Origin of the sequence: Kocuria sp. CCUG 69068, assembly GCF_020833785.1 — a bacterium.
Taxonomy (GTDB): Bacteria; Actinomycetota; Actinomycetes; order Actinomycetales; family Micrococcaceae; genus Kocuria; species Kocuria rosea.
The window spans coordinates 17,841-43,836 of the sequence record NZ_PDDL01000023.1; the positions used below are offsets into that span (position 1 = coordinate 17,841).

Here is a 25,996-nt window from a genome sequence, read left to right on the forward strand (position 1 = left end):
ATGGGGCACCGCACCCCCGGCACCCCCGCCGGGACCCTCCTGACGCCCGGGACCGTCCAGCGGCACCACTCGCACGAGGAGCTTCCCCATGGCCGACCACCAGTTCGGGTTCCGCACCCGCGCCCTGCACGCCGGGGGCACCCCCGACGCCGAGCACGGCGCCCGTGCGGTCCCGATCTACCAGACCACCTCGTTCGTCTTCAAGGACGCCGACGACGCCGCCAACCTGTTCGCCCTGCAGAAGTACGGCAACATCTACTCCCGCATCGGCAACCCGACCGTCGCGGCGTTCGAGGAGCGCATCGCGTCCCTCGAGGGCGGCATCGGCGCCGTGGCCACCGCCTCCGGCATGTCCGCCGAGTTCCTCGTGTTCGCCGCGCTCGCCCAGGCCGGGGACCACATCGTGGCCTCCGCCCAGCTCTACGGGGGCACGGTCACCCAGCTGGACGTCACCCTGCGCCGTTTCGGGATCGAGACCACGTTCGTCCCCGGCACCGACCCCGCCGACTACCGGGCGGCAGTGCGCCCGGGCACCAAGGCCGTCTACACGGAGGTCGTGGCCAACCCCTCCGGCGACGTCGCGGACCTGGAGGGCCTGGCGGCGGTCGCGCACGAGGCCGGCGTGCCGCTGGTCGTCGACTCGACCATGACCCCGCCGTACCTGGTCCGCCCGATCGAGCACGGGGCGGACATCGTCATCCACTCGGCCACCAAGTTCCTGGGCGGGCACGGCACCACGCTGGGCGGCGTCGTCGTCGAGTCCGGCCGCTTCGACTGGGCGAACGGCAACTTCCCGTCCATGACGGAGCCGGTGCCCACGTACAACGACGTCACCTGGTGGGGGAACTTCGGGGAGTACGGATTCCTGACCCGGCTGCGCACCGAGCAGCTGCGGGACATCGGCCCCGCCCTGGCGCCCCAGTCCGCCTGGAACCTGCTCCAGGGCGTGGAGACGCTGCCGCAGCGCATGGACGCGCACCTGGCCAACGCGCGGGCCGTCGCGCGGTGGCTGGAGGAGGACCCCCGGGTCTCCTACGTCAACTGGGCCGGGCTGCCGAGCCACCCCCATCACGAGCGGGCCCGGCGGTACCTGCCCCTCGGCCCGGGCTCCGTGTTCGCGTTCGGGGTCTCCCCCACGGACCGGCTCGGAGGGCGGGAGGTCGGCGCTCGCTTCATCGAGAACCTGCAGCTGGCCAGCCACCTCGCCAACATCGGGGACGCCCGCACCCTCGTCCTGCACCCCGCCTCCACCACGCACCAGCAGTTGAGCGCCGAGCAGCTGGTCGGCGCGGGGGTGCGGGAGGACCTCATCCGCCTGTCGGTGGGCCTCGAGGACGTCGAGGACATCCTCTGGGACCTCGACCAGGCCCTCACGGCGGCCACCGGCCTGCCCCGGGAGACCCCCGGCCGCGCGGCCGGCGCCCCGGCCGGCGCCACCACCGCCGACGACACCGCCGACGCCGCTGCTGCTGCCGACGCCGCCGACGTTACGACCGAAGGAGCGCTCCGATGACCGCCGAGACCCGCACATGGACTGGGCCGAGCGCGCCCGAGCGGCTGAGCATCCTGCACGGCACCGAGTCGATCGCCGTCGTGGGCGCGTCCGACAAGCCGTCCCGCGCCTCCTACTTCGTCTCGACCTACCTGCTGTCCTCCTCGCCGTACCGGGTGTACTTCGTCAACCCGGCGCTGCGGGAGATCATGGGCCGGCCCGTCTACCCGTCCCTCGCGGACCTGCCGGAGACGCCCGACGTCGTCGACGCGTTCCGGCGCCACGACGACCTCCCCGGCGTGGCCCACGAGGCCGTGGCCGTCGGGGCGAGGACCCTGTGGCTGCAGCTGGGGTCCTGGCACGAGGAGGCCGCCCGGATCGCCGAGGAGGGCGGGCTCTCCGTGGTCATGGACCGCTGCCTGAAAATCGAGCACGCCCGCTTCCACGGCGGGCTCCACCTGGCCGGCTTCAACACCGGGGTCATCTCGTCGAAGCGCCAGGTCCTGTCCTGAACGCGGAACGGCTCCGTGCGCCCTGGGGCGCACGGAGCCGTTCCGCGTCCGGCGAGGATGCGGCCGCTACACGCGCTCGACGACGAACGCCACGTCCGTGTTCAGGCTCTGGCTGACCACGCAGTACCGCTCGGTCGACTTGGCCAGCCGCTGGAGAGTGGCGTCGTCGGCGTCGGTGTCGAGGCGGACAGTGAGGACGACGTCCTGGACCCCCACGGCCACGGACCGGTCCAGGCCCAGCGTCCCGCGGGCGTCGAACATGCCCTCCGCGCGGAGCTCGGCCGACCGGATCGGCACGCCCATGGCCGTCGCCACGCTGCGCAGGGTCACGCCCGCGCAGGCCGCGAGCGCGTCGAGGAGCATGTCCCCGGAGCAGGCGTCGCTGCCGTCACCGCCGGTGGCGGCGTGCAGGCCGGCCCGCACCGGCCCGGCCCACGAGTCGACGGTGGTCGTGAGCCCGGGATCGCGGAAGTCGCCGCGGGCGTGCAGGGGTGTGCGGGCCTCCTCGGGGTGCTCCCGGTAGCGTTCCTTGAGGGGGGCCTGCAGCTGCCGCAGGGCCGAGGCGTCGATGTCCGTACGAGATTCCATGACTTCACTGTAGAGGGGCCGGGGCCGGGGCCGCCACGCGGTCCCGGCCCCGGCCTGCTGCTCCGTGCCCGTCAGCGGGTCCTCGTGGGCTTCTGCGCCAGCTCGTCCCAGTAGCCGCGGGTGGTCACCACGTCGGTGCCGTCCCACGCGCCGAGCCCGGACAGGCCCGGGACGTCGCCGCTGTGGAAGATCGGCTCGAGGCCCTGCTTGCGCTGGGCCTCGTAGTTCCGGAGCACCCGGACGGCCACGCCGGCGAGCAGCACCAGGGCCACCAGGTTGATGGTGGCCATGACCGCCATGAACAGGTCGGCCAGGGACCAGACGAGGTCCAGGGCCAGCACGGCGCCGCCGAAGACGAACACCAGCACGAGCACGCGGTAGGCGGTCATCGCCGCGGGCGAGCCCGTGAGGAAGCGGACGTTGGACTCGCCGTAGTAGTAGTTGCCGATCACGGAGGTGAACGCGAACAGGAAGATCGCCACGGTCAGGAAGTGCACCGCCCAGTTGCCCAGCTGCAGGGCCAGCGCGGACTGGGTCAGGGACGCGCCCTCCCGGCCGCCGAACTCGGGGTTGGAGAGGAGCACGATGAACGCGGTGATCGAGCAGATCAGCCAGGTGTCGAAGTACACGCCGAGCGCCTGCAGGAAGCCCTGCTTCGCCGGGTGGGACACGGACGCGGTGGCGCCGGCGTTGGGGGCCGACCCCATGCCGGCCTCGTTGGAGAACAGGCCGCGCTTCATGCCCTGGATGATGACGCCGATCAGCCCGCCGGTGACGAACTCGCGGATGCCGAAGGCCCCCTCGAGGATCTGGCCGAGCACGGCGGGGACCTCGCCGAGGTTCAGGAAGACCACGAGCAGGCCCAGCAGGAGGTAGAGCACCGCCATGATCGGGACGACGATCTCGGAGACCGCGGAGATCCGGCGGATGCCGCCGAAGATGATCGCGGCGGTCAGCCCCACGAGCACGGCGCCGACCAGGATCCGGAACCACAGGGCCTCCGCCGCCGCGATGTCCACGCCCAGGGAGCCGCCGAGCGCGTCCACGATCGAGTTGGACTGCACGGAGTTGAACACGAACCCGTAGGTAAAGGTGATGACGACCGCGAAGAGCAGCCCCATCCAGCGGGCGCCGAGGCCGCGCTCCATGTAGTAGGCGGGCCCGCCCACGTAGCCGGTGGGCGCCTTGATCTTGTAGAGCTGGCCCAGCAGGGACTCCGTGAACGCGCTGGCCGCGCCGATGCCGGCGATCACCCACATCCAGAACACGGCGCCCGGCCCGCCCAGGCTGATGGCGATCGCGACGCCGGCGATGTTGCCGGTGCCCACCCGGGACGCGGCGGAGACGGTGAAGGCACGGAACGCGGAGATGCCCTTCTGGCCGTCCTCAGCCAGACCAGGCTTGTCGTTGAGCACCCGGAACATCTCCGGGACCAGCCGCAGCTGCACCACGCCGGTGCGGACGGTCAGGTAGAGGCCCACCCCGATGAGGATGGCGAAGACCACGTTCCACACCCAGCCGCCGAGGGTGCCCACGAGATCGGTGACGAGTTCCATTGCAGCTCCGAACTGTGACGGACGCGGGTCCCCGGCGTGGGGTCTGCGGGGCCCGCGTGAAAGACCGGGCGCAGCGGTTGCGCGCCCCGACGGAACTCTAGTGGAAGTGACCCGCGTCTCGGTGTCCTGCGGGCGCCGGAATCACGGCCGGAGCGGGTCAGATCACGCGCACGGCGCCCTTGTCCGCGGAGGTGACCATCGAGGCGTAGGCGCGCAGGGCCTTGGAGACCTGGCGCTCGCGCGGCTTCGTGGGGTACCACGGGGCCGGCCCCCTGGCCTGCCGCCGGGCGGCCAGCGTCGCGTCGTCCACGTTCACGCGCAGCACGCGCCGGGCGACGTCGATCTCGATCTCGTCGCCGGTCTCGATGAGGCCCACGGCGCCGCCGGCGGCGGCCTCCGGGGAGATGTGCCCGATCGAGAGGCCGGAGGTGCCGCCGGAGAAGCGGCCGTCGGTGATGAGCGCGCACTCCCGGCCGAGGCCGAGGCCCTTGAGGTAGGAGGTCGGGTAGAGCATCTCCTGCATGCCCGGACCGCCCTTGGGGCCCTCGTGGGTGATGACCACGATGTCGCCGGGCTCCACGTTCTTGGACAGGATCTCGAAGACGGCCTCGTCCTGGGACTCGACCACGAAGGCCCTCCCCACGAAGTGGAACAGCTCCTCGTCGATGCCGGCGGTCTTGATGACCGCCCCGTCCTCGGCGATGTTGCCGTAGAGGATCGCCAGGCCGCCGTCCCGCGTGTAGGCGTGCTCCACCGAGCGGATGCAGCCGTCCTCGCCGTCGAGGTCGAGGGACTCGAACGTGTTGGCCGTGGAGAACGCCTGCGTGGTGCGCACGCCGCCGGGCGCGGCGTGGAAGAGCGCCCGGGCGCGCTCCGAGGACCGGCCGCTGCGGACGTCCCACTCGTCCAGCCAGGTGGCCAGGTCCGGGGCGTGCACCGCGTGCACGTCCTCGTTGAGCAGGCCCGCGCGGCGCAGCTCGCCGAGGAGCGCGGGGATCCCGCCGGCGCGGTGCACGTGCTCGATGTGGAACCGGGTGGAGTTCGGCGCGACCTTGCACAGGCAGGGCACCCGGCGGGACAGGGCGTCGATGTCCGGGAGGGTGAAGTCGACCTCGCCCTCCTGGGCCGCGGCGAGGATGTGCAGGATCGTGTTGGTGGACCCGCCCATGGCGATGTCCAGGGCCATGGCGTTCTCGAACGCGGCCTTGGTGGCGATGTTGCGCGGGAGCACGGCCTCGTCGTCCTGCTCGTAGTACCGGCAGCACAGGTCCACCACCCGGCGGCCGGCCTCGAGGAAGAGCTCCTTGCGGGCCACCTGGGTGGCCAGCGTGGTGCCGTTGCCGGGCAGGGACAGGCCGAGGGCCTCGGTGAGGCAGTTCATGGAGTTGGCGGTGAACATGCCCGAGCAGGACCCGCAGGTGGGGCAGGCGTTGCGCTCGATCTGGCCCAGCTGCTCGTCGGTGACGGACTCGTCGACGGCCATGGACATCGCGTCCACGAGGTCCAGACGGTGCTCCACGACGCCCTCGACGGCCTCGCCGGACTCCATGGGCCCGCCGGAGACGAAGACCACCGGGATGTTCAGCCGCAGCGCGGCCAGCAGCATGCCCGGCGTGATCTTGTCGCAGTTGGAGATGCAGACCAAAGCGTCGGCCCGGTGGGCGTTGACCATGTACTCCACGGAGTCCGCGATGATGTCGCGGGAGGGCAGGGAGTAGAGCATCCCGTCGTGGCCCATCGCGATGCCGTCGTCGACCGCGATGGTGTTGAACTCCTTGGCCACGCCCCCCGCCTCCCGGATCGCGGAGGCCACGAGGTCGCCCATGTCCTTGAGGTGCACGTGACCCGGCACGAACTGCGTGTAGGAGTTCGCGATCGCGACGATCGGCTTCCCGAAGTCGTCGTCGCCCATGCCGGTGGCGCGCCACAGGGCGCGGGCGCCGGCCATGTTGCGGCCGTGGGTCGAGGTGCGGGAGCGGAGGTGGGGCATGGCGGAGCTGGGTCTCCTCGGTCGGGGATGTCCGGTGGCGGGGCGGGCGGCGCACGGGCCGTGGGGCACCCGGGCCGGCCGCCGGCGGTCCGCCGTCCAGAATACGCTTTTCGACCGCAACGTCCTGGTGGGCGGACTCGCGTCTCACGATGTGACCGTCGCGCCGCGCCGCCTCCTACACTGGGGCCAGCCGCGCAGCCCCCAGGAGGAGCCGACCATGAGCCACCACCCGACGCCCCCACGGCCGGACGACGGCGCCGCGTTCAGCGTGGACCTGCGCGAGGCCCTCGACCCGCTGGTGATGGCCCTGGACGTCGGCTCCACGGGCAGCCGGGGCGGTCTGCACGACGCCACGGGGACCCCCGTGCGGGGCTACCGGCACAAGATCGAGCACGAGTTCACCACCGCGGCGGACGGGACCTCCGTGATCGACCCCGACCAGGTGACGGAGGAGCTCGCGGCGGTCCTCGACCTCGTCCTGGCCGACCCCGCACTGGCCGGCCGGGTCGCGGGCGTCGCCCTGGACACCTTCGCGTCCTCACTGGTCGGCGTCGGGACCGACGGCGCCGCGGTCACCACGTGCTTCACCTACGCCGACTCCCGGTGCGCCGAGCAGCTGGCCGGGCTGCGCGGCGAGCTCGACGAGCCCGCCGCCCTGCAGCGCACGGGCGCCCGCCTGCACACCTCGTACCTGGCCCCGCGGCTGCGGTGGCTCCGGGAGACGGACCCGGAGGCGTGGGGGCGGGCCCGGCGGTGGATGTCCCTGGGCGAGTACGTGCACCTGCGCCTGCTGGGCACCGCGCGCGCCGGGACCGCCACGGCCGCGTGGACCGGGATGCTGGACCGCCGCACGGGCCGGTGGGACGAGCCCCTGCTCCTGGCCTGCGGGCTGGACGCGGAGCAGTTCAACCCGCTCGCCGACCCGCACGAGCCGATCCCGGACGTCGCCGCGTCCGTGGCCGAGCGCTGGCCGGTCCTCGAGGGCGCGGCGTGGTTCGCGCCGGTGGCCGACGGGCTGAGCGCGAACCTCGGCACGGGCGGCTCCGACGCCTCGACGATGGTCGTCTCCACCGCCACCTCGGGGGCCGCGCGCGTGCTGCTGCACCGGATCCCCGAGCGGGTGCCGCCGGGGCTGTGGTGCTACCGCGTGGACGGGGCACGGTGCCTGCTGGGCGGGGCCCTCAACGACGTCGGCCGGGCGCTCGCCTGGCTCGAGCGCACGGTGGCCCTGCCGGAGGGAACCACGCTCGCGGACGTCGCCGCCGCGGACGTGTCCGGATCCACCCCCGTGGTCCTGCCGTTCTTCACGGGCGAGCGCTCGACGGGCTGGGCCGGCGGCGCCCGGGCGGTGTTCGCCGGCGTCTCGGCCTCCAGCACCGGGGCCGACCTGGCCCGCGGGGTGCTCGAGGGCGTCGCGGTCTCCTACGCCCGGGTGGCCGAGCAGCTCGAGGACGCCGCCGGCGGCGTGGACCGCGTGGTGGCCTCCGGCAGCGCGTCGCAGGACGTGCCGGAGCTGCTGCAGCTGCTCGCCGACGCCCTCGGCAAGCCGGTGGCGCGGGCCGAGTTCAAGCGGGCGACCCTGCGCGGCACCGCCCTGCTCGCCCTCGAGAGCCTCGCCCCGGACGTGGAGCGGGCCTCCCCGCCCTGCGGGCCGGAGCACCGGCCGGTGCCCGGACGCGCGGAGCACTACCGCACCGCGCGCGCCCGCTTCGAGGAGCTCTACGGGGCGGTCGTCGGCTCCTGACCCGGCCGGGCGGCTTGGCGTCGCCTGGGTGCCGGCCGGGTGTTCCCTCACACTCGGACACAATGGTGTACCTCCGCTAATACCGTGGTCCCGGCACGGCCGCTTTCCTACCGTGGAGCCTGTGGATGCGGGTGCGTGCTCCCTCCGGAGCTCGGGCACCCTGCTTCCGCACCCCCTACCCCCGCACCCCGCACCCCGCACCCCGCACCGCACGGAAGGAACCACGATGGAGGACTCCCTGGGCCGGGAACAGGCCGTCGGACTGCACCAGGCGCTCGAGCGGGCGTCGATCGGGCACCGCCGGCTCTGGGTCCGCTACCTGTACCTGGGCGGGACGGCCGACGAGCTCGAGGTCAGCGCGTACCTGCACCAGTGCCTGGACCTGCCGGTCCGCGAGCGGGACCTGCTGAGCTGGGCGGCCAACACCCTCCTCGACCGCCGGTACCACCCGCGCGTGCCCTCGAGCGCCGACTTCCTGCGCCACGGCACCGGCCGCGGCGCCCCGGAGCGCACCGCCTGAGCACACGCTCCCCGGCCGCCGCGGCACGGATCCAGCGGCACGGAGCCGGCGGCGCGGGCCGAGGCCCGCTCAGCCCGCGCCGACGAGCAGCAGGGTCGCCCCGAACACCAGGCCCGAGACCACGAGCACCACGGTGGTGTAGCCCAGGATGTCGCGGATCTTGAGCCCGGCGATGGCCAGCAGCGGCAGCGCCCAGAACGGCTGGATCATGTTGGTCCACTGGTCGCCGTAGGAGATCGCCATGATCACCACGGCCGGGTCCACGTCGAGGCGGGCGCCGGCGTCCAGCAGGATCGGGGCCTGCACGGCCACCTGCCCGCCGCCGGAGGGGACGAAGAAGTTCACGAGCCCCGCCGAGAGGAAGGCGAGCAGCCCCAGCGTCTGGGGCGTGGCGACGGCCACGACCGAGTCGGAGAGCACCTGGATCAGGCCGGTCGCCGCCATCATCCCCATGATCCCGGCGTAGAGCGGGAACTGCAGGAGGATGTCGCCCACGTTCGCGGCGGCGTTCTTGACCAGCGCCATGACCTCGAAGGCGTTGCGCGCGAGCAGGAAGATCAGGCCCAGGAACATCCAGTTCACGACGTCGAGCGTCACCGTCCCGCCCTCGGCGAAGTGCAGCACCAGGTAGCCGGCGAGCGCCAGTCCCACGACCAGGGTGGGGACCCGGCTGGCATCGAGCCGGTCGGCGGGGGTGACGACCTCCTCCTCGGTGACCGTCTGCTCCGAGGCGGCGAGGGCGGCGGCGGTCATCCGGTGGGCGGGGTCCACGGCCCGGGGCGCGATGAGCCACAGGGCCAGCGCGACGAGGGCCACGGTGGCGACGACGGCGGTGAGGTTCCAGGCGGAGAACGTGGTCTCGGTGATGGGCACGGTGCGTCCGAGCTGCTCCTCGATGAAGGAGCCGGGGGTGGCCGCGGTGAGCGGCCCGGACCCGGAGTAGCCCATGTGCCAGACCACGAACCCGGAGAAGCCGGAGGCCACGAGCATCGGGAAGCTCAGCTCCAGGCCGCGTCGGTCCCCCGCGGCGGCGACGTCGCGGGCGAGCAGGGCGCCGACGACGAGGCCGAGCCCCCACGTGATGAGGGAGGCGACCGCCGCCACCAGGAACACGAACACGTACGCCTGGAGGGGCGTCCGGGGCACCTGCGCCAGGGCGCCGAGCAGCCGGCGCACGGGACGGGTGTTGGCGAGGGCGTGGCCCAGCAGCAGGATCAGCGCCATCTGCGTCATGAACGCGAGCAGCCCGGCGAGCCCCTCGCCCCAGCCGCGCAGCACGTCGGCGGGTCCGGCGTCGGTGAGCAGCAGGGCCATGAGCCCGACGGCGACGCTCAGCAGGATGGCGAAGTTGAGCGCGGACGGGATGTACTTCTCGACGACCGAGTTGACGGGCCGCATCGCCCGGGCGATCGCGGGTTCACGGGTGCCGGTGCTCATGGCGGGGACTCCTGCTGTCGGCGGGCGCGCGGGCGGCCACGCCCTCCCCCGCCGGCCGCGGCGCGGCGGGGTCGGCGGGGGTGATCGTGATCACCGGCGGGGGACGGGACCAGTATTCAGGTGGCGGGCAGGATCGTGGCGGTGCACTCGCCGAAGTCGATGACGGAGCCGCCGGGGCCGGGCGCGGTGCCGGTGAGGGTCACGCTCTGGCCGTCGGCCAGGAACGTCATCTCGGTGCCCCCGGGCAGGGCGAACGGCTCCTTGCCGCCCCAGGAGAGCTCCAGGAAGGACCCGCGCTGGTCCTTCTCCGGGCCGGAGACGGTGCCGGAGCCGAAGAAGTCCCCCGGGCGCAGGGACGCGCCGTTGACGCTCATGTGCGCGACCATCTGGGGTGCGGTCCAGTACAGGGTGGACGCCGGGGGGTGCGAGACGGTCCGGCCGTCCACGCTCACGCCCAGGGTGATGTCCAGTCCCCACGGCTCCTTGCCCTCGTCGTCGAGGTAGGGGACGAGCTCGTGCTCGCGCGCCGGGGGCGCCACGCGGGCCGCGGTCAGGGCCTGCCAGGGCACGACCCACAGCGAGATCGAGGACGCGAAGGACTTGCCCAGGTAGGGGCCCAGGGGGACGTACTCGTAGGCCTGGATGTCGCGGGCGGACCAGTCGTTGAACAGCACCACCCCGAAGAGGTGCTCTGCCGCCGCCTGCTCCAGGGAGACCTCCCCGGCCGGGGCCGCCCCGCCGAGGACGAAGCCGAGCTCCGCCTCGATGTCCAGGCGGCGGGAGGGGCCGAAGCTGGGCGGCCCGTCCTGCTCGGGGCGCAGGCCCTTGGGCCGGGGGAAGTCCTTGCCGGAGGGGATCACGGTGCCGACCCGGCCGTGGTAGCCCACGGGCAGGTGCTTCCAGTTGGGCAGCAGCGGGGCCTGGTCCGGACGGAACATCCTCCCCACGTTGGAGGCGTGGTGCTCGGAGGCGTAGTAGTCGACGTAGTCGGCCACCGTGAACGGCATGTGCAGGGCGATCCCGTCCACCGGATGGGAAGCCTGCTCCACCGTGTCCGCGAGCCCGTCGGCGGTCACGACCTCGACGAGCCAGGCCCGCAGCGCGGTCCAGGTCCCGTGGCCGGCCGCGAGCAGCGCGTCCAGGTTCAGGGCCGACACCGCCGTGCGCGCGGCGTCGTCGAGCCCCTCCACCGTGGCGGCCAGGGCGGCGACGTCGATCGCCCGGTCCCCCAGGCGCACCCCCAGGCGCGGGTCCCCGCCGGTGGGCGAGAAGGAGGCGTAGGGCAGGTTCTCGGGGCCGAAGCCCTCGGCGGCGAAACGGTCGGCGGCGGTGCTCACGGGGTGGATCTCCTTGGACGTGGGGGGACGGTGGCGACGGCGGCGCCCTCCCGCCCCGGTGGTCCCGGGGCGGGAGGGCGCCGTGTCAGGTGAGGCCGTGCGGGAAGAGGCCGAGGCGCTCGAGGCTCGCGGCGGGCTCGCCCACGCTGCACGTCCCGAAGGACGTGAAGGACCCGCGCCAGGACCCGTCGGAGGCCCGGGCGAGCTCGACGAGCGGTGCCGGGTCGGTCTCGGTGAGCAGCCGGGCCACCCGCTCGGCGGGCTCGTGGTCGCGGGCGGCCTCGGTGGCCATCGCGATGTTGAGGAAGCCGTGGTGGGTGAACCCCGTGGCGGGGTTCGTGTACCGCACGGCCTCGTGCAGGCCGGCGGTGAGCTTGAACGGGATCCGGGCGGCCACGGCCTCGGTGAGCACCGCGGCCAGCTGCTCGGGGCTGGGGAACAGGTGCGCCTCGATCCCGCCGGTGCGGTGCTTGAGGCGCAGCCCGGTGCCCTCCAGCAGCTCCAGCGCCCCGCCGCGGACCTGGTCCGCGGTCAGCTCCACGTAGACCGGGACGTCCTGCACCCGGGCCGCCTCGGTGATCTGCGCCTGCCAGGCGTCGGTGTCCGACGGGTCGGTCCTGAGCTCGACCGAGACGACCCGCAACTCGGGCCCGGTCTGCTCGACGGCGTCCAGTGCGGCCTGCAGCTGCCCGGTTGGCGTCACGACGGAGACCTCGACCGCCCGGCCGCCGCGGTCCAGGCCGGCGGCGATGCGCCGGGCCTCCGGCAGGTCGTCGAGCTTCAGCACGGCCGGACCCACGGCGGCGACGAGCGGGTCCGCCCACCGCGCCACGTGGTCCGTGACCGCCTTCTCCAGCGGGGCGAGTCCCGGCGGGAAGGTCGCGGCGTCGTCGAAGAACGCAACGAACTGGGCCGGGACGCGCCGCTCGGCGGTCTCCGTGGTCGGGGCGGCGCTCACGAGTTCGACCAGAGCCCGCCGGTCCACTCCCGGCCGGGGGTCCAGGACGTGACGTACTTGCCGTCGTCGCCGGCCAGGCCTGCCTCGCCCAGCTCCAGCGGGGCGAAGGTGTCGACCATGACGGCGGTCTCGTCGAAGTACTCCACGCCCAGGGACTTCTCGATCGCCCCGGGCTGCGGGCCGTGCGGGTGCCCGCCCGGGTGCAGGGAGATCGAGCCCCTGCCGATGCCCGAGCCCTTGCGCGCCTCGTAGTCCCCGTCCACGTAGAACATGACCTCGTCCGAGTCCACGTTCGAGTGGTAGTAGGGCACCGGGACGGCCAGCTCGTGGTAGTCGACCTTCCGCGGCACGAAGTTGCAGATCACGAAGTTGCGCCCCTCGAAGACCTGGTGCACGGGCGGCGGCTGGTGCACCTTGCCGGTGATCGGCATGTAGTCCTTGATGTTGAAGGTGTACGGGTAGAGGCACCCGTCCCAGCCCACCACGTCGAAGGGGTGCTGCGGCAGGACGTGGACCGTCCCGTCCAGGCCCGAGGGGCCGCGGCCGCGGTGCTTGACGTAGACGTCCACGTCGGTCTCGTCCCGCAGGAGCACGCCGGTGGGACCGTGCAGGTCGCGCTCGCAGTAGGGGGCGTGCTCGAGCAGCTGCCCGTACTTGGAGAGGTAGCGGTGCGGCGGGGTGATGTGGGAGTTCGCCTCCACGAAGTAGAGCCGGGCCGTCTCGCCCTCCCGCAGCACCCAGCGGTGGATCGTGGCGCGCGGGATCATGACGTAGTCGCCCTCGACGGCCTCGAGCGGGCCGAACTGGGTCTCCACCAGGGCGGAGCCGCGCTCCACGTAGACGCACTCGTCGCCCACGGCGTTCTTGTACAGCGGGGAGGTCTTCCCCACCCAGGCGTAGGAGAGCCGCACGTCCGCGTTGCCCATCACCAGCCGGCGGCCGGTCACCGCGTCGGTCCCGGCGGCCTGCTCCTCGGTGAACAGCTCGTGCAGCTTCAGGTGCCGCGGCAGCAGGGGGTCGTTGGGGGTCAGGGTCTGGTCGGGCAGCTCCCAGCCGCGGGTCCCGACGATCGCCGAGGGGATGTGCCGGTGGTAGAGCAGCGACGAGTCGGAGGAGAAGCCCTCCTCGCCCATGAGCTCCTCGTAGAGGATCCTGCCCTCGTCGTCCTTGAACAGGGTGTGACGCTGCCGGGGCACCGGGCCCAGCTGCCGGTAGTAGGCCATGGCCGTCTCCTTGCGTGTGGCGGTCTGTGATCCAGCTCTCCCCCAGATAGTAAAGCGTTGTATTATATGGGGCAACCCCTCCCCTAGAATCGACGCCATGCCCCTCGCCGACCGCACCGAGCCCCCCGCGACGCCCACCCGGGCGTCCACCGAGGCGTCCACCGCGACGCCCTCCGCCGCCGCGCTGCCCGACTACTGGTCCTTCGTCCAGGCCGCCCAGCGCCGGATCTCCGAGGAGTTTCCCGACGCCGACCTCGCGGCCAACCGGGTGTTCCTCTCGCTCAACCGGTCCTCGTCCACCGCGGTCTACGACTTCGAGTCGTCGATCCACCGCCCCGCCGGCGGGACCTGGTCGAGCTTCCGGCTGCTCCTGGCCCTCTGGGTGGCCGGTCCCCTCAACCCCCACGAGGCCGCCCGCCTCACGGGGATGAGCCGCGCGGCGGTCTCCAACCTGACGGGCACGCTGGTCGGCAAGGACCTGCTCCGGCGCGAGGCCTCTGCCGCCGACGGCCGGTCCGTGACCCTGCACCTCACCGAGGCCGGGCAGGAGAAGATCCGCACGGCGTTCCGGGCGCAGAACGACCGGGAGAGCCAGTGGGCCGAGGCCCTCACCGAGGAGGAGCAGCACACGCTCGTGACGCTGCTGGAGAAGCTCATGGAGCAGCGCGAGCGGATCGGCGCCCGCGCCCGCAAGTAGCCCCGCGGGCGGAGCACCGCCGGGACCGCAGATCACCCCCTCGCCGGATGACCCGCTGGGGCCCGGGTGACCACGATTTTCCGTGGTCACGCGGGCCCCAGCGGGTCATCGGGTCATTCCGGGGTCAGGCGCGTCGAGCTCCGTCCGCACTGCACGCCGGACGCTCACACATCCCCCTCCCGGGCACCGTCCCCGTGCCGGGCCGGACCTCGGACGGGCGGGCCCCGCCGCGGTGAGCCTGACCCCCATGACCACGCTGCCCGGCCGGCTCCTGACCCTTGAAGCGCTGCAGGACCTCGGCCTCTCGCCGTCCACCGTCACCCGGGCCGTCCGCCGGGGCGACCTCCTCCGGATCAGGCAGGGGGTGTACGCGACACCGTCCTGGTGGCGGGACCTGGGAGCGGAGGGACGGCTGCGGCAGATGCACGCCGCCCTGGCCCTGCGCGCCGCCAGTGCCCCGGTGTTCGGGCACTCCTCGGCGGCCCTGCTCCACGGCCTGGACCTGCTGCACCGACCGGCGGCACCGCACGTCGTCTCTCCGCCCGGCCGCGGTTCCCGGAACAACCGGACCTGCGTCCGCCACTGGGCCGAGCTGCCGCCGGAGCACGTCGTCCGAGTGGGCGGGCTGCTGGCCACGTCCGTGCCCCGCACCGTGCTGGACTGCGCGTCCACCCTGCCCCTCCGCGAGGCGGTGGTGACCGCCGACCACGCCCTCCGCCGGGGCACCGAGCGCGCGGAGCTGCTCGCCCTGCTCGAGCGTCGGGCCGGCGCGCCGGGGTGCCGCCGGGCCCGGCGGGTGCTCGACCTCGCCGACGGTCGCTCCGAGTCGCCCGGCGAGACGCTGACCCGGCTGGTGCTGCTTCGCGCGCGACTCCCCCGGCCGGAGCTGCAGGTGCGCATCCGGACGCCGCGCGGCCTGTATCGCGGGGACTTCGGGTGGCGGGCGCAGCGCCTGCTCCTGGAGTTCGACGGCGACACCAAGTACTACGACCACGGCCCCACCGACCGGGTCCTCGTGCAGGAGCGGCGGCGGGAGAAGGACCTCGCCAACGCCGGGTGGCGGATCCTGCGGACGGACTGGGCCACCGTGGTGCACCGGCCGGACGACCTGGTGGCTCTCGTGCGTAGGGAGCTCGCCGCGCGTGACCGCAGGATCATCGAATGACCCGCGGGGGCCCGGGTGACCACGATTTTTCGTGGTCACCCGGGCCCCCGCGGGTCAGCGGAGGGGGCGGGGGTCAGTCGCGGTAGAGCAGCAGCGCCTCGCCCTGGCCGCCGCCGCCGCACAGCGAGACCGCGGCCCGGCCGGAGCCCCGGCGAGAGAGCTCGAACACCGCGTGCAGCGCCAACCGGGCCCCGGAGGCGCCGATCGGGTGCCCGACGGCCACAGCGCCGCCGTGGATGTTGGCCTTCTCCACCGAGTAGTCGAGGTCGCGCAGGGACTGGATCAGCACGGACGCGAACGCCTCGTTGATCTCGATGAAGTCCAGGTCCTGCACGGACCAGCCGGCCCGCTCGAGCGCGGCCTCGATCGCCCGGGACGGCTGGGAGTGCAGCGAGGTGTCGGGGCCGGCCACCTGGCCCGGGGCACCGACCACGGCCAGGTACTCGAGGCCGTGGCGCTCGGCGTACTCCCGGCTGGTCAGGACCACGGCGGCCGCGCCGTCCGAGAGCGGCGAGGAGTTGCCGGCGGTGATCGTGCCGTCCTTCGCGAACGCGGGGCGCAGCCTCGCCATGGACTCCGCGCTGGAGTCGGGGCGCACGCCCTGGTCGGTGTCGACGACGAGCGGGTCGCCCTTGCGCTGCGGGACGGACACGGGGGCGATCTCGTCGCGGAAGACGCCCTCCTCCGCGGCGCGGGCCGCGCGCTGGTGGCTCAGGGCGGCGACCTGGTCCTGCTCCTCGCGGGAGATCGAGCGCTCGCTGTTGCCGGACTCGGTGAGCGAGCCCATGGACACGCACGCGGCGACGTCGACGAGCCCGTCCTTGGCCACCGCGTCCTCGAGCTTGAGGTCGCCGTAGCTCTTGCCCTGCCGCACGCCCATCGCGAGGTGCGGGGCGTTGGTCATGGACTCCTGGCCGCCGGCCACGACGATCTCGGCCTCGCCCGCGCGGATCATCCGGGCGGCGTTGGTGATGGCCACGAGCCCGGAGAGGCAGACCTTGTTGACGGTCTCGGCGGGCACGCTCAGCGGGATGCCCGCGGTGACGGCCGCCTGGCGGGCCGGGTTCTGCCCGGCGCCGGCCTGCAGGACGTGGCCCATGAGCACGTAGTCCACCTGCTCGGGGGCGATCCCGCCGCGCTCGAGCGCGGCCCGGATGGCGTGGGCGCCCAGCTCGGCCGCGGTGAAGGACGCCAGGTGGCCCAGGATCTTGCCCTGGGGCGTGCGGGCGCCGGACAGGACGACGACGTCGGTGGCGGTGCTCATCGGTTCTCCTCAGCGCCGCCGGCGGCGGCGGTCTCGGTGGGGACGGTGTCGGGGGTGACGTCCTGCAGGTCCGTGCGGAAGGACGCCTCGGTCTTCTCGCGGATCTCGTCCTCGGTGACCCCGGGGGCGAGGCTGCGCAGCACGAGCCCGCCGTCCTCGACGTCGAACACGCACAGGTCAGTGACGATGCGGTCGACCACGCGCACCCCGGTGAGCGGGAGATCGCACTCGGTCTTGATCTTGGCGGAGCCGTCCTTGGTGACGTGCTCGGTCAGCACGACGACGCGCGGGGTGCCGGCCACCAGGTCCATGGCGCCGCCCATCCCCTTGACCATCTTGCCGGGGATCATCCAGTTGGCGAGGTCACCGGTGCCGGAGACCTGCATGGCGCCGAGGATCGCGATCTTGACGTGGCCGCCGCGGATCATCCCGAAGGACGTGGCGGAGTCGAAGATGGAGGCCCCGGGCAGCAGTGTGATGGTCTGCTTGCCGGCGTTGATGAGGTCCGGGTCCTCGTCGCCCTCGTAGGGGAACGGGCCCATGCCGAGCACGCCGTTCTCGGACTGCAGCACCACGTCGACGCCCTCGGGCAGGTTGTTGGCCACGAGGGTGGGGATGCCGATGCCGAGGTTGACGTAGTCGCCGTCGGAGAGCTCGACGGCGGCGATCGCCGCCATCTCGTCGCGGGTCCAGCTCATGCCTGGTCTCCGTTCTGCTGGGCGGCCCGCCCGGCGGGGCGGGGGCGGACGGTGCGCTGCTCGATGTCCTTGGGCGCGCCGCTGTACTGCGCGACGTGCTGGACGTAGACGCCCGGGGTCACGATGTGGTCGGGGTGGATCTCGCCGACCGCCACGACGTGCTCGACCTCGGCGAAGGTGACCTTCCCGGCGGTCGCGACGATCGGGTTGAAGTTGCGCGCGGTGTAGCGGTAGACGAGGTTGCCGTCGGCGTCCCCGGTGTGGGCGTGGACCAGGGCGATGTCGGCGACGATGCCGCGCTCCTGCACGTAGGTCTCGCCGTCGAACTCGGCGTGCGGCTTGCCCTCGGCCACGAGGGTGCCGACCCCGGTCTTCGTGTAGAAGGCGGGGATGCCCGCGCCGCCGGCCCGGAGCCGCTCGGCGAGGGTGCCCTGGGGGTTGAACTCGACCTCGAGCTCGCCGTCCAGGTACTGCTGGGCGAACAGCTTGTTCTCGCCCACGTAGGAGGCGAGGACCTTCTTCACCTGGCGGTTCTCGAGCAGGACCCCGAGGCCCTTGCCGTCCACGCCCATGTTGTTGGAGACCACCGTGAGGTCCGTGACCCCGGAGTCCCGCACCGCGTCGATGAGATCCCGGGGGATCCCGCTCAGCCCGAACCCGCCCACGGCGAGCGTCATGCCGTCCCGCAGGCTCTCCGCCAGCAGCTCGGCGGCGTTGTCTCTGACCTTGGACACCCTTGTCCCTTCCTCTCGTCGGACTGTGACCCAGCACTCAATCTAGGGAGCCTCCACATGCCGGTCAACAGATCCGGCGGCACGACGGCGCTTCTCATCAGCATCCGGCCATTCGTCCCCCGACTGTCCATATAGTGGAGTCATGGGACAGGAGCGGACGACGGGCCAGGGGACCCAGGTGGTCCACCGGGTGGGGCAGCTGCTGCGGGCCGTGGCGGGGCGGGAACGGGGCAGCACGGTGGCGGAGCTCGCCGCCGAGACCGGGCTGACTCGCCCCACCGTGCACCGGCTGCTCACGGGACTGGCCGAGGAGGGCTTCGTGGACCGCGACGCCGGGACCGGGGCCTGGCAGCTGGGCCCCGAGCTGTACGTGCTGGGCGCGGTGGCGGCCCACCGCTATCCGATCCGGGAGCTGGCCGGGCCCTCGCTGCGCCGGCTCGCGGAGGCCACCGGCGAGAGTGCGTTCCTCTCGGTCCGCCGCGGGCTGGAGACCGTCTGCCTGGCGCGCGTGGAGGGCGCCTTCCCCATCCGCTCCCACGTCCTCTACGAGGGGCTGCGGCTGCCGCTCGGCGTGGCCTCGGCGGGGCTGGCGGTCCTGGCCCACCTCCCGGACGCGGAGGTGGACCGGGTCCTCGCGGCCACGGCCGGGGCCCGCGCCGAGTGGGGCCCGCTGCACACGCCCGAGCGGATCCGGGAGCTGCTCGCGGACGTCCGGCGGGAGGGCTTCGCCGTGAACCCGGGGCTGATCGTCGAGGGCAGCTGGGGCATGGCCGCCGCGGTCTTCGACGCGACGGGCGCGCCGGTCTACGCGCTGAGCCTCACGGGCATCGAGCCCCGGTTCAGCGGCGAGCGCCGGCAGCTGCTGGGCCGGGCCCTGCTCACGGAGGCCCACCGGCTCTCCCGGGAGCTGGGTCACCGCTGAGCGGCCCGGGGCGGGCTCAGCGCGCCGTCCAGCCGCCGTCCATCGTGTAGGAGGCCCCGGTGACCATGGACGCGTGCGGTCCGGCCAGCCACGCGACCAGGCTGCCGACGTCCTCCGGGTCCACGAGCTTCTTGATCGGCGTCTCGCCGAGCATGATCCGCTCCACCACCTCGGACTCGGGGATCCCGTGCACCCTCGCCTGGTCGGCGATCTGCTTCTCGACGAGCGGGGTGCGCACGTAGCCGGGGTTGATGCAGTTGCTCGTCACCCCGTGGGCCGCGCCCTCCACCGCGACGGTCTTGGACAGCCCCTCCAGGCCGTGCTTCGCCGAGACGTAGGCGCTCTTGTAGGGGGACGCCCGCAGCCCGTGCACGGAGGAGACGTTGATGACGCGCCCCCAGCCCCGCTCGTACATGTGCGGCAGCGCGGCGCGCACCAGCAGGAACGGGGACTCCAGCATCAGCACCAGGATCCGGTGGAAGTCCGCGGGGTCGAACTCCTGGAGGGGGGCGACCTTCTGGATGCCGGCGTTGTTGACCAGCACGTCGACCTCGAGGCTCAGCTCGGCGAGCGCCGCGGTGTCGAGCAGGTCGACGGCCCACGCGCGGCCGCCGAGCTCGTCCGCGACGCGCTGCGCCCCGGCCTCGTCGACGTCGGCCACGACCACGTGCGCGCCGGAGCCGGCGAGGGCCCGGGCGGCGGCCAGGCCGATGCCGCTCGCGCCACCGGTGACGAGCGCCGTGCGGCCCTCGAGGTCCTGCTGCTGGGGCATCTGGGACATGGGGGTCCTTCCTCTGGTCCGTCGTGCCCGCGGGGTGAGGGGCACGGATCACCGCCACGGTATGTGATCCAGGCCATGTTCGCGAAGGACAGCTCCTCCCGGGAGTGCGCGCCGGGTCGCGTCACACGGCGTCATGTCCGTCATCCGGGCGCCGAATGGCGCAGCGCGCACGGGTGCGCTTGGATGACAGGGTCACCATCCAGAGCGGCCGAGAGATCTGGCTCGACGACGCCGCAGCAACCCGGGCGACGGCATCCCCGTCCCGCCTCCGGTGCTACCGCCAGGACCGATGGAAAGGACGCACGACCCATGCTGCGAAGCGCCGACCGCATCCGCACGACCCACGCCGGGTCCCTCCCGCGCACCCCGGCGCTGCTCGAGGCCAACCGGGCGAAGGGGGCCGTCCCGGAGGCGGAGTACGACCGGCTCCTGCAGGACTCGGTGGTCGACGTGGTCCGCCGACAGCGCGAGCTCGGGATCGACGTGGTCAACGACGGCGAGTACGGCCACGTCATGGCCGCGAAGGTCGACTACGGCGCGTGGTGGCACTACGTCTTCGCCCGGATCTCGGGCCTCACCCCCGGCGACGTGGACCTGTGGGAGCAGGAGCCGCAGCGCTCCTCGCCCGGCAGGGTGGTCCTGACGAGCTTCGGGGACCGCCGGGACCGCCGGCTCTTCCACGAGGCGTACACGGACCCCTCCTCGGGCATCACCACGGGCAAGCAGGCGCCGTTCCCGAAGATCACCGGGAAGCTGGAGTACACGGGCCACGCGGCGCTGGAGGCGGACATCCGCAACCTCAAGGCCGGGCTGCAGGCCACGGGCGCGAGCGAGGGCTACCTCGCCGCGCTGTCCCCGGGCTCGTGCGCGCGGCTGGAGAACACCCACTACGCGGACGAGGACGAGGTGCTGACCGCCTGCGCCGAGGTGATGCGCGAGGAGTACCGGGCGATCACCGACGCCGGGCTGATCGTGCAGATCGACGACCCGTCCATCGCGGAGAACTGGGACCAGGTCAATCCCGAGCCCGGCGTGGAGGACTACCTCGCGTTCACCCGCAAGCGGGTCGAGGCCCTCAACTACGCCCTCGAGGGCATCCCGGAGGAGCAGGTCCGCTTCCACCTGTGCTGGGGCTCCTGGCACGGCCCGCACACCACGGACCTCGGGTTCGAGCACCTGGTGGAGCTCATGCTCTCCATCAGGGCCGGCGGCTACAGCTTCGAGGCCGCCAACGCCCGGCACGAGCACGAGTGGAAGGTCTGGCAGGACCACGAGCTGCCCGAGGGCAAGATCATCATCCCGGGGATCGTCTCCCACGCCACCAACGTGGTGGAGCACCCGGAGCTGGTGGCCGACCGGATCGAGCGCTTCGCCCGCCAGGTGGGCCGCGAGAACGTGATCGCCTCGACCGACTGCGGCCTGGGCGGGCGGATCCACCCGCAGATCGCCGCGGCGAAGCTCGAGACCCTCGCCCGCGGGGCCGAGCTCGCCTCCCGCCGGCTCTGGTCCTGACCGGCCCCCGACCTTCCCGCAGACCCTCAGGAGGACACGCATGACCATGCAGAACACCGACCACGTGCAGACCACCCACGTGGGCTCCCTGCCGCGGACCCCGCGGCTGCTCGAGGCCAACCAGCGGCACGCCGAGGGCGCCATCACGTTCGAGCAGCTCACCGACGAGCTCGCCGTGGGCGTCGAGGACGTGGTGCGCCGGCAGCGCGAGATCGGCGTGGACGTGGTCAACGACGGCGAGTACGGGCACACGATGTCCAGCGCGGTCGACTACGGCGCGTGGTGGAACTACTCCTTCTCCCGCCTCGGCGGGCTCACCCCGACCGACGAGGACCGGTGGGCGTCCACGGAGAAGAGGCGCTCCTCGCCCGGCCACATCGTGCTCACGAGCTTCCCGGACCGCCGGGACCGCGAGCGCTTCCGGGAGGCGTACGAGGACCCGGCGTCGGGCATCCTCACCGGGCGCTCCTCGACCACGCAGCCCAAGATCACCGGGCCGCTGACCTACACGGGACAGGAGGCCGTGGCCTCGGACGTCCGCAACCTCCGGGCGGCCATGGCGGCCACCGGGGCGCAGACCGGGTTCGTGGCCGCCCTCTCCCCCGGCTCCGCCGCGCGCGTGACGAACGAGTACTACAGGACCGACGAGGAGCTCGTCTACGCGTGCGCCGACGCGATGCGCGAGGAGTACCTGGCGATCACGGACGCCGGGCTGACCGTGCAGATCGACGACCCGTCCATCGCGGAGTCCTGGGACCAGATCAACCCCGAGCCCACGGTCGAGGACTACCTGGCGTTCACGCGGCTGCGCGTCGAGGCGCTCAACCACGCGCTGCGGGGGATCCCCGAGGAGCAGGTCCGCTTCCACCTGTGCTGGGGCTCCTGGCACGGCCCGCACACCACGGACCTCGAGCTGAAGCACCTCGTGGACCTGATGCTGACCATCAACGCCGGCGGCTACACCTTCGAGGGCGCCTCCGCCCGGCACGCCCACGAGTGGAAGGTCTGGAAGGACCACGCGCTGCCCGAGGGTCGCGTGATCATCCCGGGCGTGGTCTCCCACTCGACGAACGTGGTGGAGCACCCGGAGCTGGTGGCCGACCGGATCGAGCAGTTCGCCTCGGTCGTGGGCCGCGAGAACGTCGTCGCGTCGACAGACTGCGGTCTGGGCGGGCGCCTGCACCCGCAGATCGCCTGGGCCAAGCTCGAGTCCCTCGTCGAGGGAGCGCGCCTGGCCACGGAGCGGCTCTACCGCTGAGCCGCATCCCGGCGTCCCCGACGCCCCTGCCGCGCCGCCGGGCCCGGTCCTCCTGCGAGGGCCGGGCCCGGCGGTTTCCATCCCCGGTGGTCTGTGTCACATTAGTGATACATGGTTTGATTATTCCGCACGGAGGGTGACAGGCGTCACTTCCGCCCGTAGTATCGCAATGCAATACCGAACGTTCGGTCATGATGCGTTCGGTTCCGCCGCGGACGTCGCCGTCCCCGATTCCCTGGAGATCCCATGGCGCACCCATCCTCCGCCCCGGCCGGGCGGCACGAGATGTCGCGCGAGGAGCGCAAGGTCCTCGCCGGCACCCTCGTGGGCACCACCATCGAGTGGTACGACTTCTTCATCTACGCCCAGGCCGCGGCCTTCGTCCTGGCGCCGCTGTACTTCGCGCCGCTGTCCGAGGAGAACGCCGGCCTCGCCCAGGTGGTCGCGTGGGCCTCCCTGGGCATCAGCTTCCTCTTCCGCCCGCTGGGCGCGGTGGTCGCCGGCCACCTCGGCGACAAGTACGGCCGCAAGATCGTCCTGGTCCTCACCCTGGTGGGCATGGGTGCCGCGACGATGCTGATCGGCATGCTCCCCACCTACGCGACGATCGGCATCTGGGCCCCGATCTTCCTGGTGCTCCTGCGCATCATGCAGGGCTTCTCGGCCGGCGGCGAGTGGGGCGGCGCGGCCCTGATGTCCGTGGAGCACGCCCCGCGGAACAAGCGCGGGCTCTTCGGCGCCTACCCGCAGATCGGCGTGCCGCTGGGCATGCTGCTCGCCACGTCCTTCATGTTCGCCCTCACCTCGATGATGTCCCCCGAGGACTTCCAGGCCTGGGGCTGGCGCATCCCGTTCCTGTCCTCCGTGGTGCTGATCGTGGTCGGCTACCTGATCCGCAAGACCGTCGACGAGTCCCCGGTCTTCAAGGAGATGCAGCTGCGCAAGAAGGAGTCCTCCGCTCCCCTGGGCCAGCTGTTCAAGCACCACAAGAAGCCGGTCACCCTCGCGGCCCTGATCTTCGCCGCCAACAACGCCGCCGGCTACCTGGTGATCGCGTTCTTCGCCTCCTACGGCTCCAACGTGCTGGGCATGCCGCGCTCGCAGACCCTCATCGCCTCCCTGATCGGCGGCGTGGGCTGGCTCGTCTTCACGATGTTCGGCGGCTGGATCTCGGACCGGATCGGGCGCGTGCGCACCTTCCAGATCGGCTACGCCATCATCATCCTGTGGGCCGTGCCGATGTGGTTCCTGCTGGACACCGCGTCCCTGCCGCTGTTCGCCCTGGCGATCGTGATCCTCACCGTGGGACTCGGCCCGTCCTACGGCCCGCAGTCGGCGCTCTACGCCGAGATGTTCCCGGCCCGCGTGCGCTACTCGGGCGTCTCGATCGGCTACGCGTTCGGCTCCATCATCGGCGGCGCGTTCGCCCCGATGATCGCGCAGCTGCTGCTCAACGAGACCGGGATGTCCTGGACGATCGGCGTCTACATCGCCGGCATCGCGATCGTCTCCTTCATCGCCGTCTCGATGGTGCCGAAGGACATCCAGGAGATCGACCTGCACGTCGAGGAGGTGCACGAGGACTACGTCGCCGAGCACCCCGAGGCCGCCGAGATCCTCGCGGCCGCCCAGGCCGCCGAGAAGCAGCGCGACTGAGCGCCGCCCCGGCCGAGGACCGAGCCGCCCGCCGGCACCCACGGGTGCCGGCGGGCGGCTCCGCTCGTGCGGGCACCCCGAGCACACCCCGCTCCCACCCCGGGCTCCCACCGGAGCCCCGCCGAAAGGACTCCTCCATGACCACCGGCCTCCTGCTCCCCACGGTCTCGACGGCCGTGGCCGACGTGCTCGCCGAGCGCACCGACCACCTGTTCGGCCTGATGGGCAACGGCAACGCGCACCTGATCAGCTCGCTGACCTCCCGCGGCTTCGGCTTCACCTCCGCCCGGCACGAGTCCGCCACCGTTGCCATGGCCGACGCCTACCACCGGGCCACCGGGCGGACCGGGGCCGCCACGACCACCTACGGTGCCGGGTTCACCAACACCTACACCGCCCTGGCCGAGGCGCGGCTGGCCCGGATCCCCCTGGTCCTGGTCGTCGGCGACGCCCCGACCACCGGGCGGCGGGCCTTCGACGTCGACCAGACCACCGCGGCCGCCGCCGCCGGGGTCACCACCCTGGTCGCGGCCCCGGACAACGCGACCGCGATCACCCACCGGGCCTTCGACCTCGCCGCCCAGACCGTGCAGCCGGTGGTGCTGGCCCTCCCCTACGACCACGCCACCGCCCCCCTCACCGAGCAGACCGTCCTGGAGCCGCTGCCGGTCAAGCCCACCTTCACCGCCTCCACCGAGGACCTCGACCGCATCGCCGGGCTGCTGCGCGCCGCGAGCAGGCCCCTGATCCTCGCCGGGCGCGGAGTGCTCCTGGCCGGGGCCACCACCCCGCTCACCGAGATCGGGGACCGGCTCGGGGCGCTGTTCATGACCTCCGCCATGGCCACCGGGGTCTTCGGCTCCCCGTGGGACCTGGGCATCGCCGGGGGCTTCACCCGCGCCCACCGTCTGGAGCTCGCCCGGCAGGCCGACGTCGTGCTGGTCGCCGGGGCATCGCTGAACGCCTTCCAGCTGCGCTACGGCACGCTCTTCGCCGAGGGCACCCGGGTGATCCGCATCGACAACGAGCCCGAGGACCGCACGCCCCCGGTCACCGACTACGTGCGCGCGGACCTGGGACCGTTCCTCCAGGGACTCACCGGCCGGATCTCCGCCGCCGCCCCGGAGAACACCTGGCGGGCGGCCGCCCCGGAGGTCGCCACCGACGCCTTCCGCGGCTCCGCCCCGGTCGAGGACCCGGCCGAGTTCGGCCCGGACGGCCGGCTCAACCCCCGCGCCGTCGTCGCCGCCCTCGAGCACGTCCTCCCCGCCGAGCGCTCCGTGGTGATGGACGGCGGCCACTTCATCGGCTGGGCCCCGATGTACCTGACCGTGCCGGACCCGCAGGCCATGGTCCTGGTCGGCACCGCCTTCCAGTCCATCGGCCTCGGCTTCGGCTCCGCCTCCGGGGTCTCGGTGGCCCGCCCCGACCGCACCACCGTGTTCGTCACCGGCGACGGCGGCGGGCTGATGGGCCTGGCCGACCTCGAGACGTTCCTGCGCGCCACGAAGCGCGGGGTGATCGTGGTGCTCAACGACTCCGCCTACGGCGCCGAGCTGCACCAGTACGCGTCCAAGGGCCTGGACCCCACCGCGATGCTCATCGACGAGGTCGACTTCGCCGCCGTGGGCCGGGCGATGGGCGCGGCCGGGGCCAAGGCGCACACCCTGGCCGACCTCACCGCGCTCACCGACTGGCTGGCCACCCACGACGAGGGCGTCTTCGTCCTCGACGTGGCCATCTCCCAGCAGGTCGTCGCCGAGTTCATGTCCGCCTCCCTCACCGCCGGCCGCCGGCTCTGACCCGCCGGCCCCGGCGAGGCCCCGGCGAGGCCCCGGCGGACCCCTGCGGACCTTCGCGGATCAGCCGGGCGAACCGGCCCCCCGGTCCGCCTCCACCGCCCGGACGAAGTCCGCGCACCGGCGCGGCCACTCGGCCAGCTCGGCGGGCGT

General features: G+C 72.9%; 22 protein-coding genes and 1 riboswitch. Of the genes, 11 read left to right on the forward strand and 11 right to left on the reverse strand.

The window, feature by feature from the left end; all coding sequences use genetic code 11:
- The first annotated feature begins 88 nt into the window (after positions 1–88).
- Both CRM73_RS06730 and CRM73_RS06735 read left to right on the forward strand, forming a co-directional pair.
- The gene (locus CRM73_RS06730) at positions 89–1,513 is read left to right on the forward strand and encodes an O-acetylhomoserine aminocarboxypropyltransferase/cysteine synthase family protein (protein ID WP_229587218.1); all 1,425 of its coding nucleotides are present in this window, start codon (positions 89–91) and stop codon (positions 1,511–1,513) included.
- Positions 1,510–2,004, forward strand: coding sequence for a CoA-binding protein (locus tag CRM73_RS06735; RefSeq protein ID WP_017833126.1), 495 nt, complete (start codon positions 1,510–1,512; stop codon positions 2,002–2,004). The genes CRM73_RS06730 and CRM73_RS06735 overlap by 4 nt, the downstream gene beginning before the upstream one ends.
- Positions 2,005–2,070: 66 nt before the next feature.
- Here CRM73_RS06735 and CRM73_RS06740 read toward each other — a convergent pair whose 3' ends face one another.
- The 3 genes from CRM73_RS06740 to ilvD all read right to left on the reverse strand — a co-directional run bounded on the left by CRM73_RS06740 (position 2,071) and on the right by ilvD (position 6,138).
- Complete coding sequence (locus CRM73_RS06740; RefSeq protein WP_206539742.1) at positions 2,071–2,592, reverse strand: OsmC family protein; 522 nt, start codon at positions 2,590–2,592, stop codon at positions 2,071–2,073.
- 71 nt (positions 2,593–2,663) lie between these two features.
- Positions 2,664–4,148 carry a sodium:alanine symporter family protein gene (locus CRM73_RS06745; protein WP_017833124.1) on the reverse strand — a complete coding sequence of 495 codons (1,485 nt, stop codon included), beginning with the start codon at positions 4,146–4,148 and terminating at the stop codon, positions 2,664–2,666.
- Positions 4,149–4,305: 157 nt separating this feature from the next.
- The gene (gene ilvD / locus CRM73_RS06750) at positions 4,306–6,138 is read right to left on the reverse strand and encodes a dihydroxy-acid dehydratase (protein ID WP_229587220.1); all 1,833 of its coding nucleotides are present in this window, start codon (positions 6,136–6,138) and stop codon (positions 4,306–4,308) included.
- 217 nt (positions 6,139–6,355) lie between these two features.
- On the opposite strand from ilvD, the gene CRM73_RS06755 reads away from it, so the two are divergent.
- Complete coding sequence (locus CRM73_RS06755) at positions 6,356–7,882, forward strand: gluconokinase (protein ID WP_229587222.1); 1,527 nt, start codon at positions 6,356–6,358, stop codon at positions 7,880–7,882.
- 226 nt (positions 7,883–8,108) lie between these two features.
- A complete protein-coding gene (locus CRM73_RS06760; protein ID WP_052132987.1) occupies positions 8,109–8,402 on the forward strand; it encodes a hypothetical protein in 294 nt (97 codons plus the stop codon).
- A gap of 69 nt (positions 8,403–8,471) precedes the next feature.
- Here CRM73_RS06760 and CRM73_RS06765 read toward each other — a convergent pair whose 3' ends face one another.
- From CRM73_RS06765 to CRM73_RS06780, 4 genes are all read right to left on the reverse strand, one after another.
- Positions 8,472–9,839 (reverse strand): TIGR00366 family protein, encoded by a 1,368-nt coding sequence (locus CRM73_RS06765; protein ID WP_229587223.1) that lies wholly within the window; start codon positions 9,837–9,839, stop codon positions 8,472–8,474.
- A gap of 116 nt (positions 9,840–9,955) precedes the next feature.
- The gene (gene fahA, locus CRM73_RS06770) at positions 9,956–11,176 is read right to left on the reverse strand and encodes a fumarylacetoacetase (RefSeq protein ID WP_229587224.1); all 1,221 of its coding nucleotides are present in this window, start codon (positions 11,174–11,176) and stop codon (positions 9,956–9,958) included.
- Between the two features lie 85 nt (positions 11,177–11,261).
- Entirely contained in the window at positions 11,262–12,134 is an 873-nt protein-coding gene (locus CRM73_RS06775) for a hypothetical protein (protein ID WP_229587225.1), read from the reverse strand.
- Entirely contained in the window at positions 12,131–13,357 is a 1,227-nt protein-coding gene (locus CRM73_RS06780) for a homogentisate 1,2-dioxygenase (protein WP_035927917.1), read from the reverse strand. Before CRM73_RS06780 ends, CRM73_RS06775 begins: the two co-directional genes overlap by 4 nt.
- Positions 13,358–13,454: 97 nt before the next feature.
- Here CRM73_RS06780 and CRM73_RS06785 point away from each other — a divergent pair, with 97 nt between their 5' ends.
- Together CRM73_RS06785 and CRM73_RS06790 are read left to right on the forward strand one after the other, a co-directional pair.
- Positions 13,455–14,054 carry a MarR family winged helix-turn-helix transcriptional regulator gene (locus CRM73_RS06785; RefSeq protein WP_017833116.1) on the forward strand — a complete coding sequence of 200 codons (600 nt, stop codon included), beginning with the start codon at positions 13,455–13,457 and terminating at the stop codon, positions 14,052–14,054.
- Positions 14,055–14,301: 247 nt separating this feature from the next.
- A complete protein-coding gene (locus CRM73_RS06790) occupies positions 14,302–15,219 on the forward strand; it encodes a type IV toxin-antitoxin system AbiEi family antitoxin domain-containing protein (RefSeq protein WP_229587226.1) in 918 nt (305 codons plus the stop codon).
- 73 nt (positions 15,220–15,292) lie between these two features.
- Here the strand turns inward: CRM73_RS06790 and CRM73_RS06795 are convergent, their stop codons facing one another.
- Genes CRM73_RS06795 through CRM73_RS06805 form a run of 3 tightly spaced genes read right to left on the reverse strand, consistent with a single transcriptional unit; the run spans position 15,293 to position 17,915 of the window.
- Positions 15,293–16,483, reverse strand: coding sequence for an acetyl-CoA C-acetyltransferase (locus tag CRM73_RS06795; protein WP_229587227.1), 1,191 nt, complete (start codon positions 16,481–16,483; stop codon positions 15,293–15,295).
- A complete protein-coding gene (locus tag CRM73_RS06800) occupies positions 16,480–17,181 on the reverse strand; it encodes a CoA transferase subunit B (protein ID WP_115163072.1) in 702 nt (233 codons plus the stop codon). Before CRM73_RS06800 ends, CRM73_RS06795 begins: the two co-directional genes overlap by 4 nt.
- Positions 17,178–17,915: a CoA transferase subunit A gene (locus CRM73_RS06805; protein WP_017833113.1), complete on the reverse strand. Its 738-nt coding sequence runs from the start codon at positions 17,913–17,915 to the stop codon at positions 17,178–17,180. Before CRM73_RS06805 ends, CRM73_RS06800 begins: the two co-directional genes overlap by 4 nt.
- 142 nt (positions 17,916–18,057) lie before the next feature.
- On the opposite strand from CRM73_RS06805, the gene CRM73_RS06810 reads away from it, so the two are divergent.
- The gene (locus CRM73_RS06810; protein ID WP_229587228.1) at positions 18,058–18,837 is read left to right on the forward strand and encodes an IclR family transcriptional regulator; all 780 of its coding nucleotides are present in this window, start codon (positions 18,058–18,060) and stop codon (positions 18,835–18,837) included.
- Positions 18,838–18,853: 16 nt separating this feature from the next.
- On the opposite strand, the gene CRM73_RS06815 is transcribed toward CRM73_RS06810, so the two are convergent.
- The gene (locus CRM73_RS06815) at positions 18,854–19,618 is read right to left on the reverse strand and encodes a 3-hydroxybutyrate dehydrogenase (RefSeq protein ID WP_229587229.1); all 765 of its coding nucleotides are present in this window, start codon (positions 19,616–19,618) and stop codon (positions 18,854–18,856) included.
- Between the two features lie 192 nt (positions 19,619–19,810).
- A riboswitch (SAM riboswitch) is annotated at positions 19,811–19,914 on the forward strand.
- A 13-nt stretch (positions 19,915–19,927) separates the two neighbouring features.
- Here CRM73_RS06815 and CRM73_RS06820 point away from each other — a divergent pair.
- The 4 genes from CRM73_RS06820 (at position 19,928) to CRM73_RS06835 (ending at position 25,846) form a co-directional block, all read left to right on the forward strand.
- Entirely contained in the window at positions 19,928–21,130 is a 1,203-nt protein-coding gene (locus CRM73_RS06820) for a cobalamin-independent methionine synthase II family protein (protein WP_229587230.1), read from the forward strand.
- A gap of 40 nt (positions 21,131–21,170) precedes the next feature.
- Entirely contained in the window at positions 21,171–22,388 is a 1,218-nt protein-coding gene (locus tag CRM73_RS06825) for a cobalamin-independent methionine synthase II family protein (RefSeq protein ID WP_052132989.1), read from the forward strand.
- Positions 22,389–22,634: 246 nt separating this feature from the next.
- Positions 22,635–24,044: an MFS transporter gene (locus CRM73_RS06830; protein ID WP_035927938.1), complete on the forward strand. Its 1,410-nt coding sequence runs from the start codon at positions 22,635–22,637 to the stop codon at positions 24,042–24,044.
- Between the two features lie 137 nt (positions 24,045–24,181).
- Complete coding sequence (locus CRM73_RS06835) at positions 24,182–25,846, forward strand: thiamine pyrophosphate-binding protein (RefSeq protein WP_126350410.1); 1,665 nt, start codon at positions 24,182–24,184, stop codon at positions 25,844–25,846.
- The last annotated feature ends 150 nt before the right edge of the window (positions 25,847–25,996 follow it).

Excerpts from the sequence above, each read along its gene's own strand:
- CRM73_RS06825 (WP_052132989.1), top strand. The coding sequence starts at position 21,171 with ATGACCATGCAGAACACCGACCACGTGCAGACCACCCACGTGGGCTCC.
- CRM73_RS06790 (WP_229587226.1), top strand. The coding sequence starts at position 14,302 with ATGACCACGCTGCCCGGCCGGCTCCTGACCCTTGAAGCGCTGCAGGAC.
- CRM73_RS06795 (WP_229587227.1), bottom strand. The coding sequence starts at position 16,483 with ATGAGCACCGCCACCGACGTCGTCGTCCTGTCCGGCGCCCGCACGCCC.
- CRM73_RS06780 (WP_035927917.1), bottom strand. The coding sequence starts at position 13,357 with ATGGCCTACTACCGGCAGCTGGGCCCGGTGCCCCGGCAGCGTCACACC.
- CRM73_RS06765 (WP_229587223.1), bottom strand. The coding sequence starts at position 9,839 with ATGAGCACCGGCACCCGTGAACCCGCGATCGCCCGGGCGATGCGGCCC.
- CRM73_RS06785 (WP_017833116.1), top strand. The coding sequence starts at position 13,455 with ATGCCCCTCGCCGACCGCACCGAGCCCCCCGCGACGCCCACCCGGGCG.
- ilvD (WP_229587220.1), bottom strand. The coding sequence starts at position 6,138 with ATGCCCCACCTCCGCTCCCGCACCTCGACCCACGGCCGCAACATGGCC.
- CRM73_RS06735 (WP_017833126.1), top strand. The coding sequence starts at position 1,510 with ATGACCGCCGAGACCCGCACATGGACTGGGCCGAGCGCGCCCGAGCGG.
- CRM73_RS06730 (WP_229587218.1), top strand. The coding sequence starts at position 89 with ATGGCCGACCACCAGTTCGGGTTCCGCACCCGCGCCCTGCACGCCGGG.
- CRM73_RS06760 (WP_052132987.1), top strand. The coding sequence starts at position 8,109 with ATGGAGGACTCCCTGGGCCGGGAACAGGCCGTCGGACTGCACCAGGCG.
- CRM73_RS06820 (WP_229587230.1), top strand. The coding sequence starts at position 19,928 with ATGCTGCGAAGCGCCGACCGCATCCGCACGACCCACGCCGGGTCCCTC.
- CRM73_RS06800 (WP_115163072.1), bottom strand. The coding sequence starts at position 17,181 with ATGAGCTGGACCCGCGACGAGATGGCGGCGATCGCCGCCGTCGAGCTC.
- CRM73_RS06740 (WP_206539742.1), bottom strand. The coding sequence starts at position 2,592 with ATGGAATCTCGTACGGACATCGACGCCTCGGCCCTGCGGCAGCTGCAG.
- CRM73_RS06830 (WP_035927938.1), top strand. The coding sequence starts at position 22,635 with ATGGCGCACCCATCCTCCGCCCCGGCCGGGCGGCACGAGATGTCGCGC.
- CRM73_RS06755 (WP_229587222.1), top strand. The coding sequence starts at position 6,356 with ATGAGCCACCACCCGACGCCCCCACGGCCGGACGACGGCGCCGCGTTC.
- CRM73_RS06810 (WP_229587228.1), top strand. The coding sequence starts at position 18,058 with ATGGGACAGGAGCGGACGACGGGCCAGGGGACCCAGGTGGTCCACCGG.
- CRM73_RS06745 (WP_017833124.1), bottom strand. The coding sequence starts at position 4,148 with ATGGAACTCGTCACCGATCTCGTGGGCACCCTCGGCGGCTGGGTGTGG.
- CRM73_RS06835 (WP_126350410.1), top strand. The coding sequence starts at position 24,182 with ATGACCACCGGCCTCCTGCTCCCCACGGTCTCGACGGCCGTGGCCGAC.
- CRM73_RS06815 (WP_229587229.1), bottom strand. The coding sequence starts at position 19,618 with ATGTCCCAGATGCCCCAGCAGCAGGACCTCGAGGGCCGCACGGCGCTC.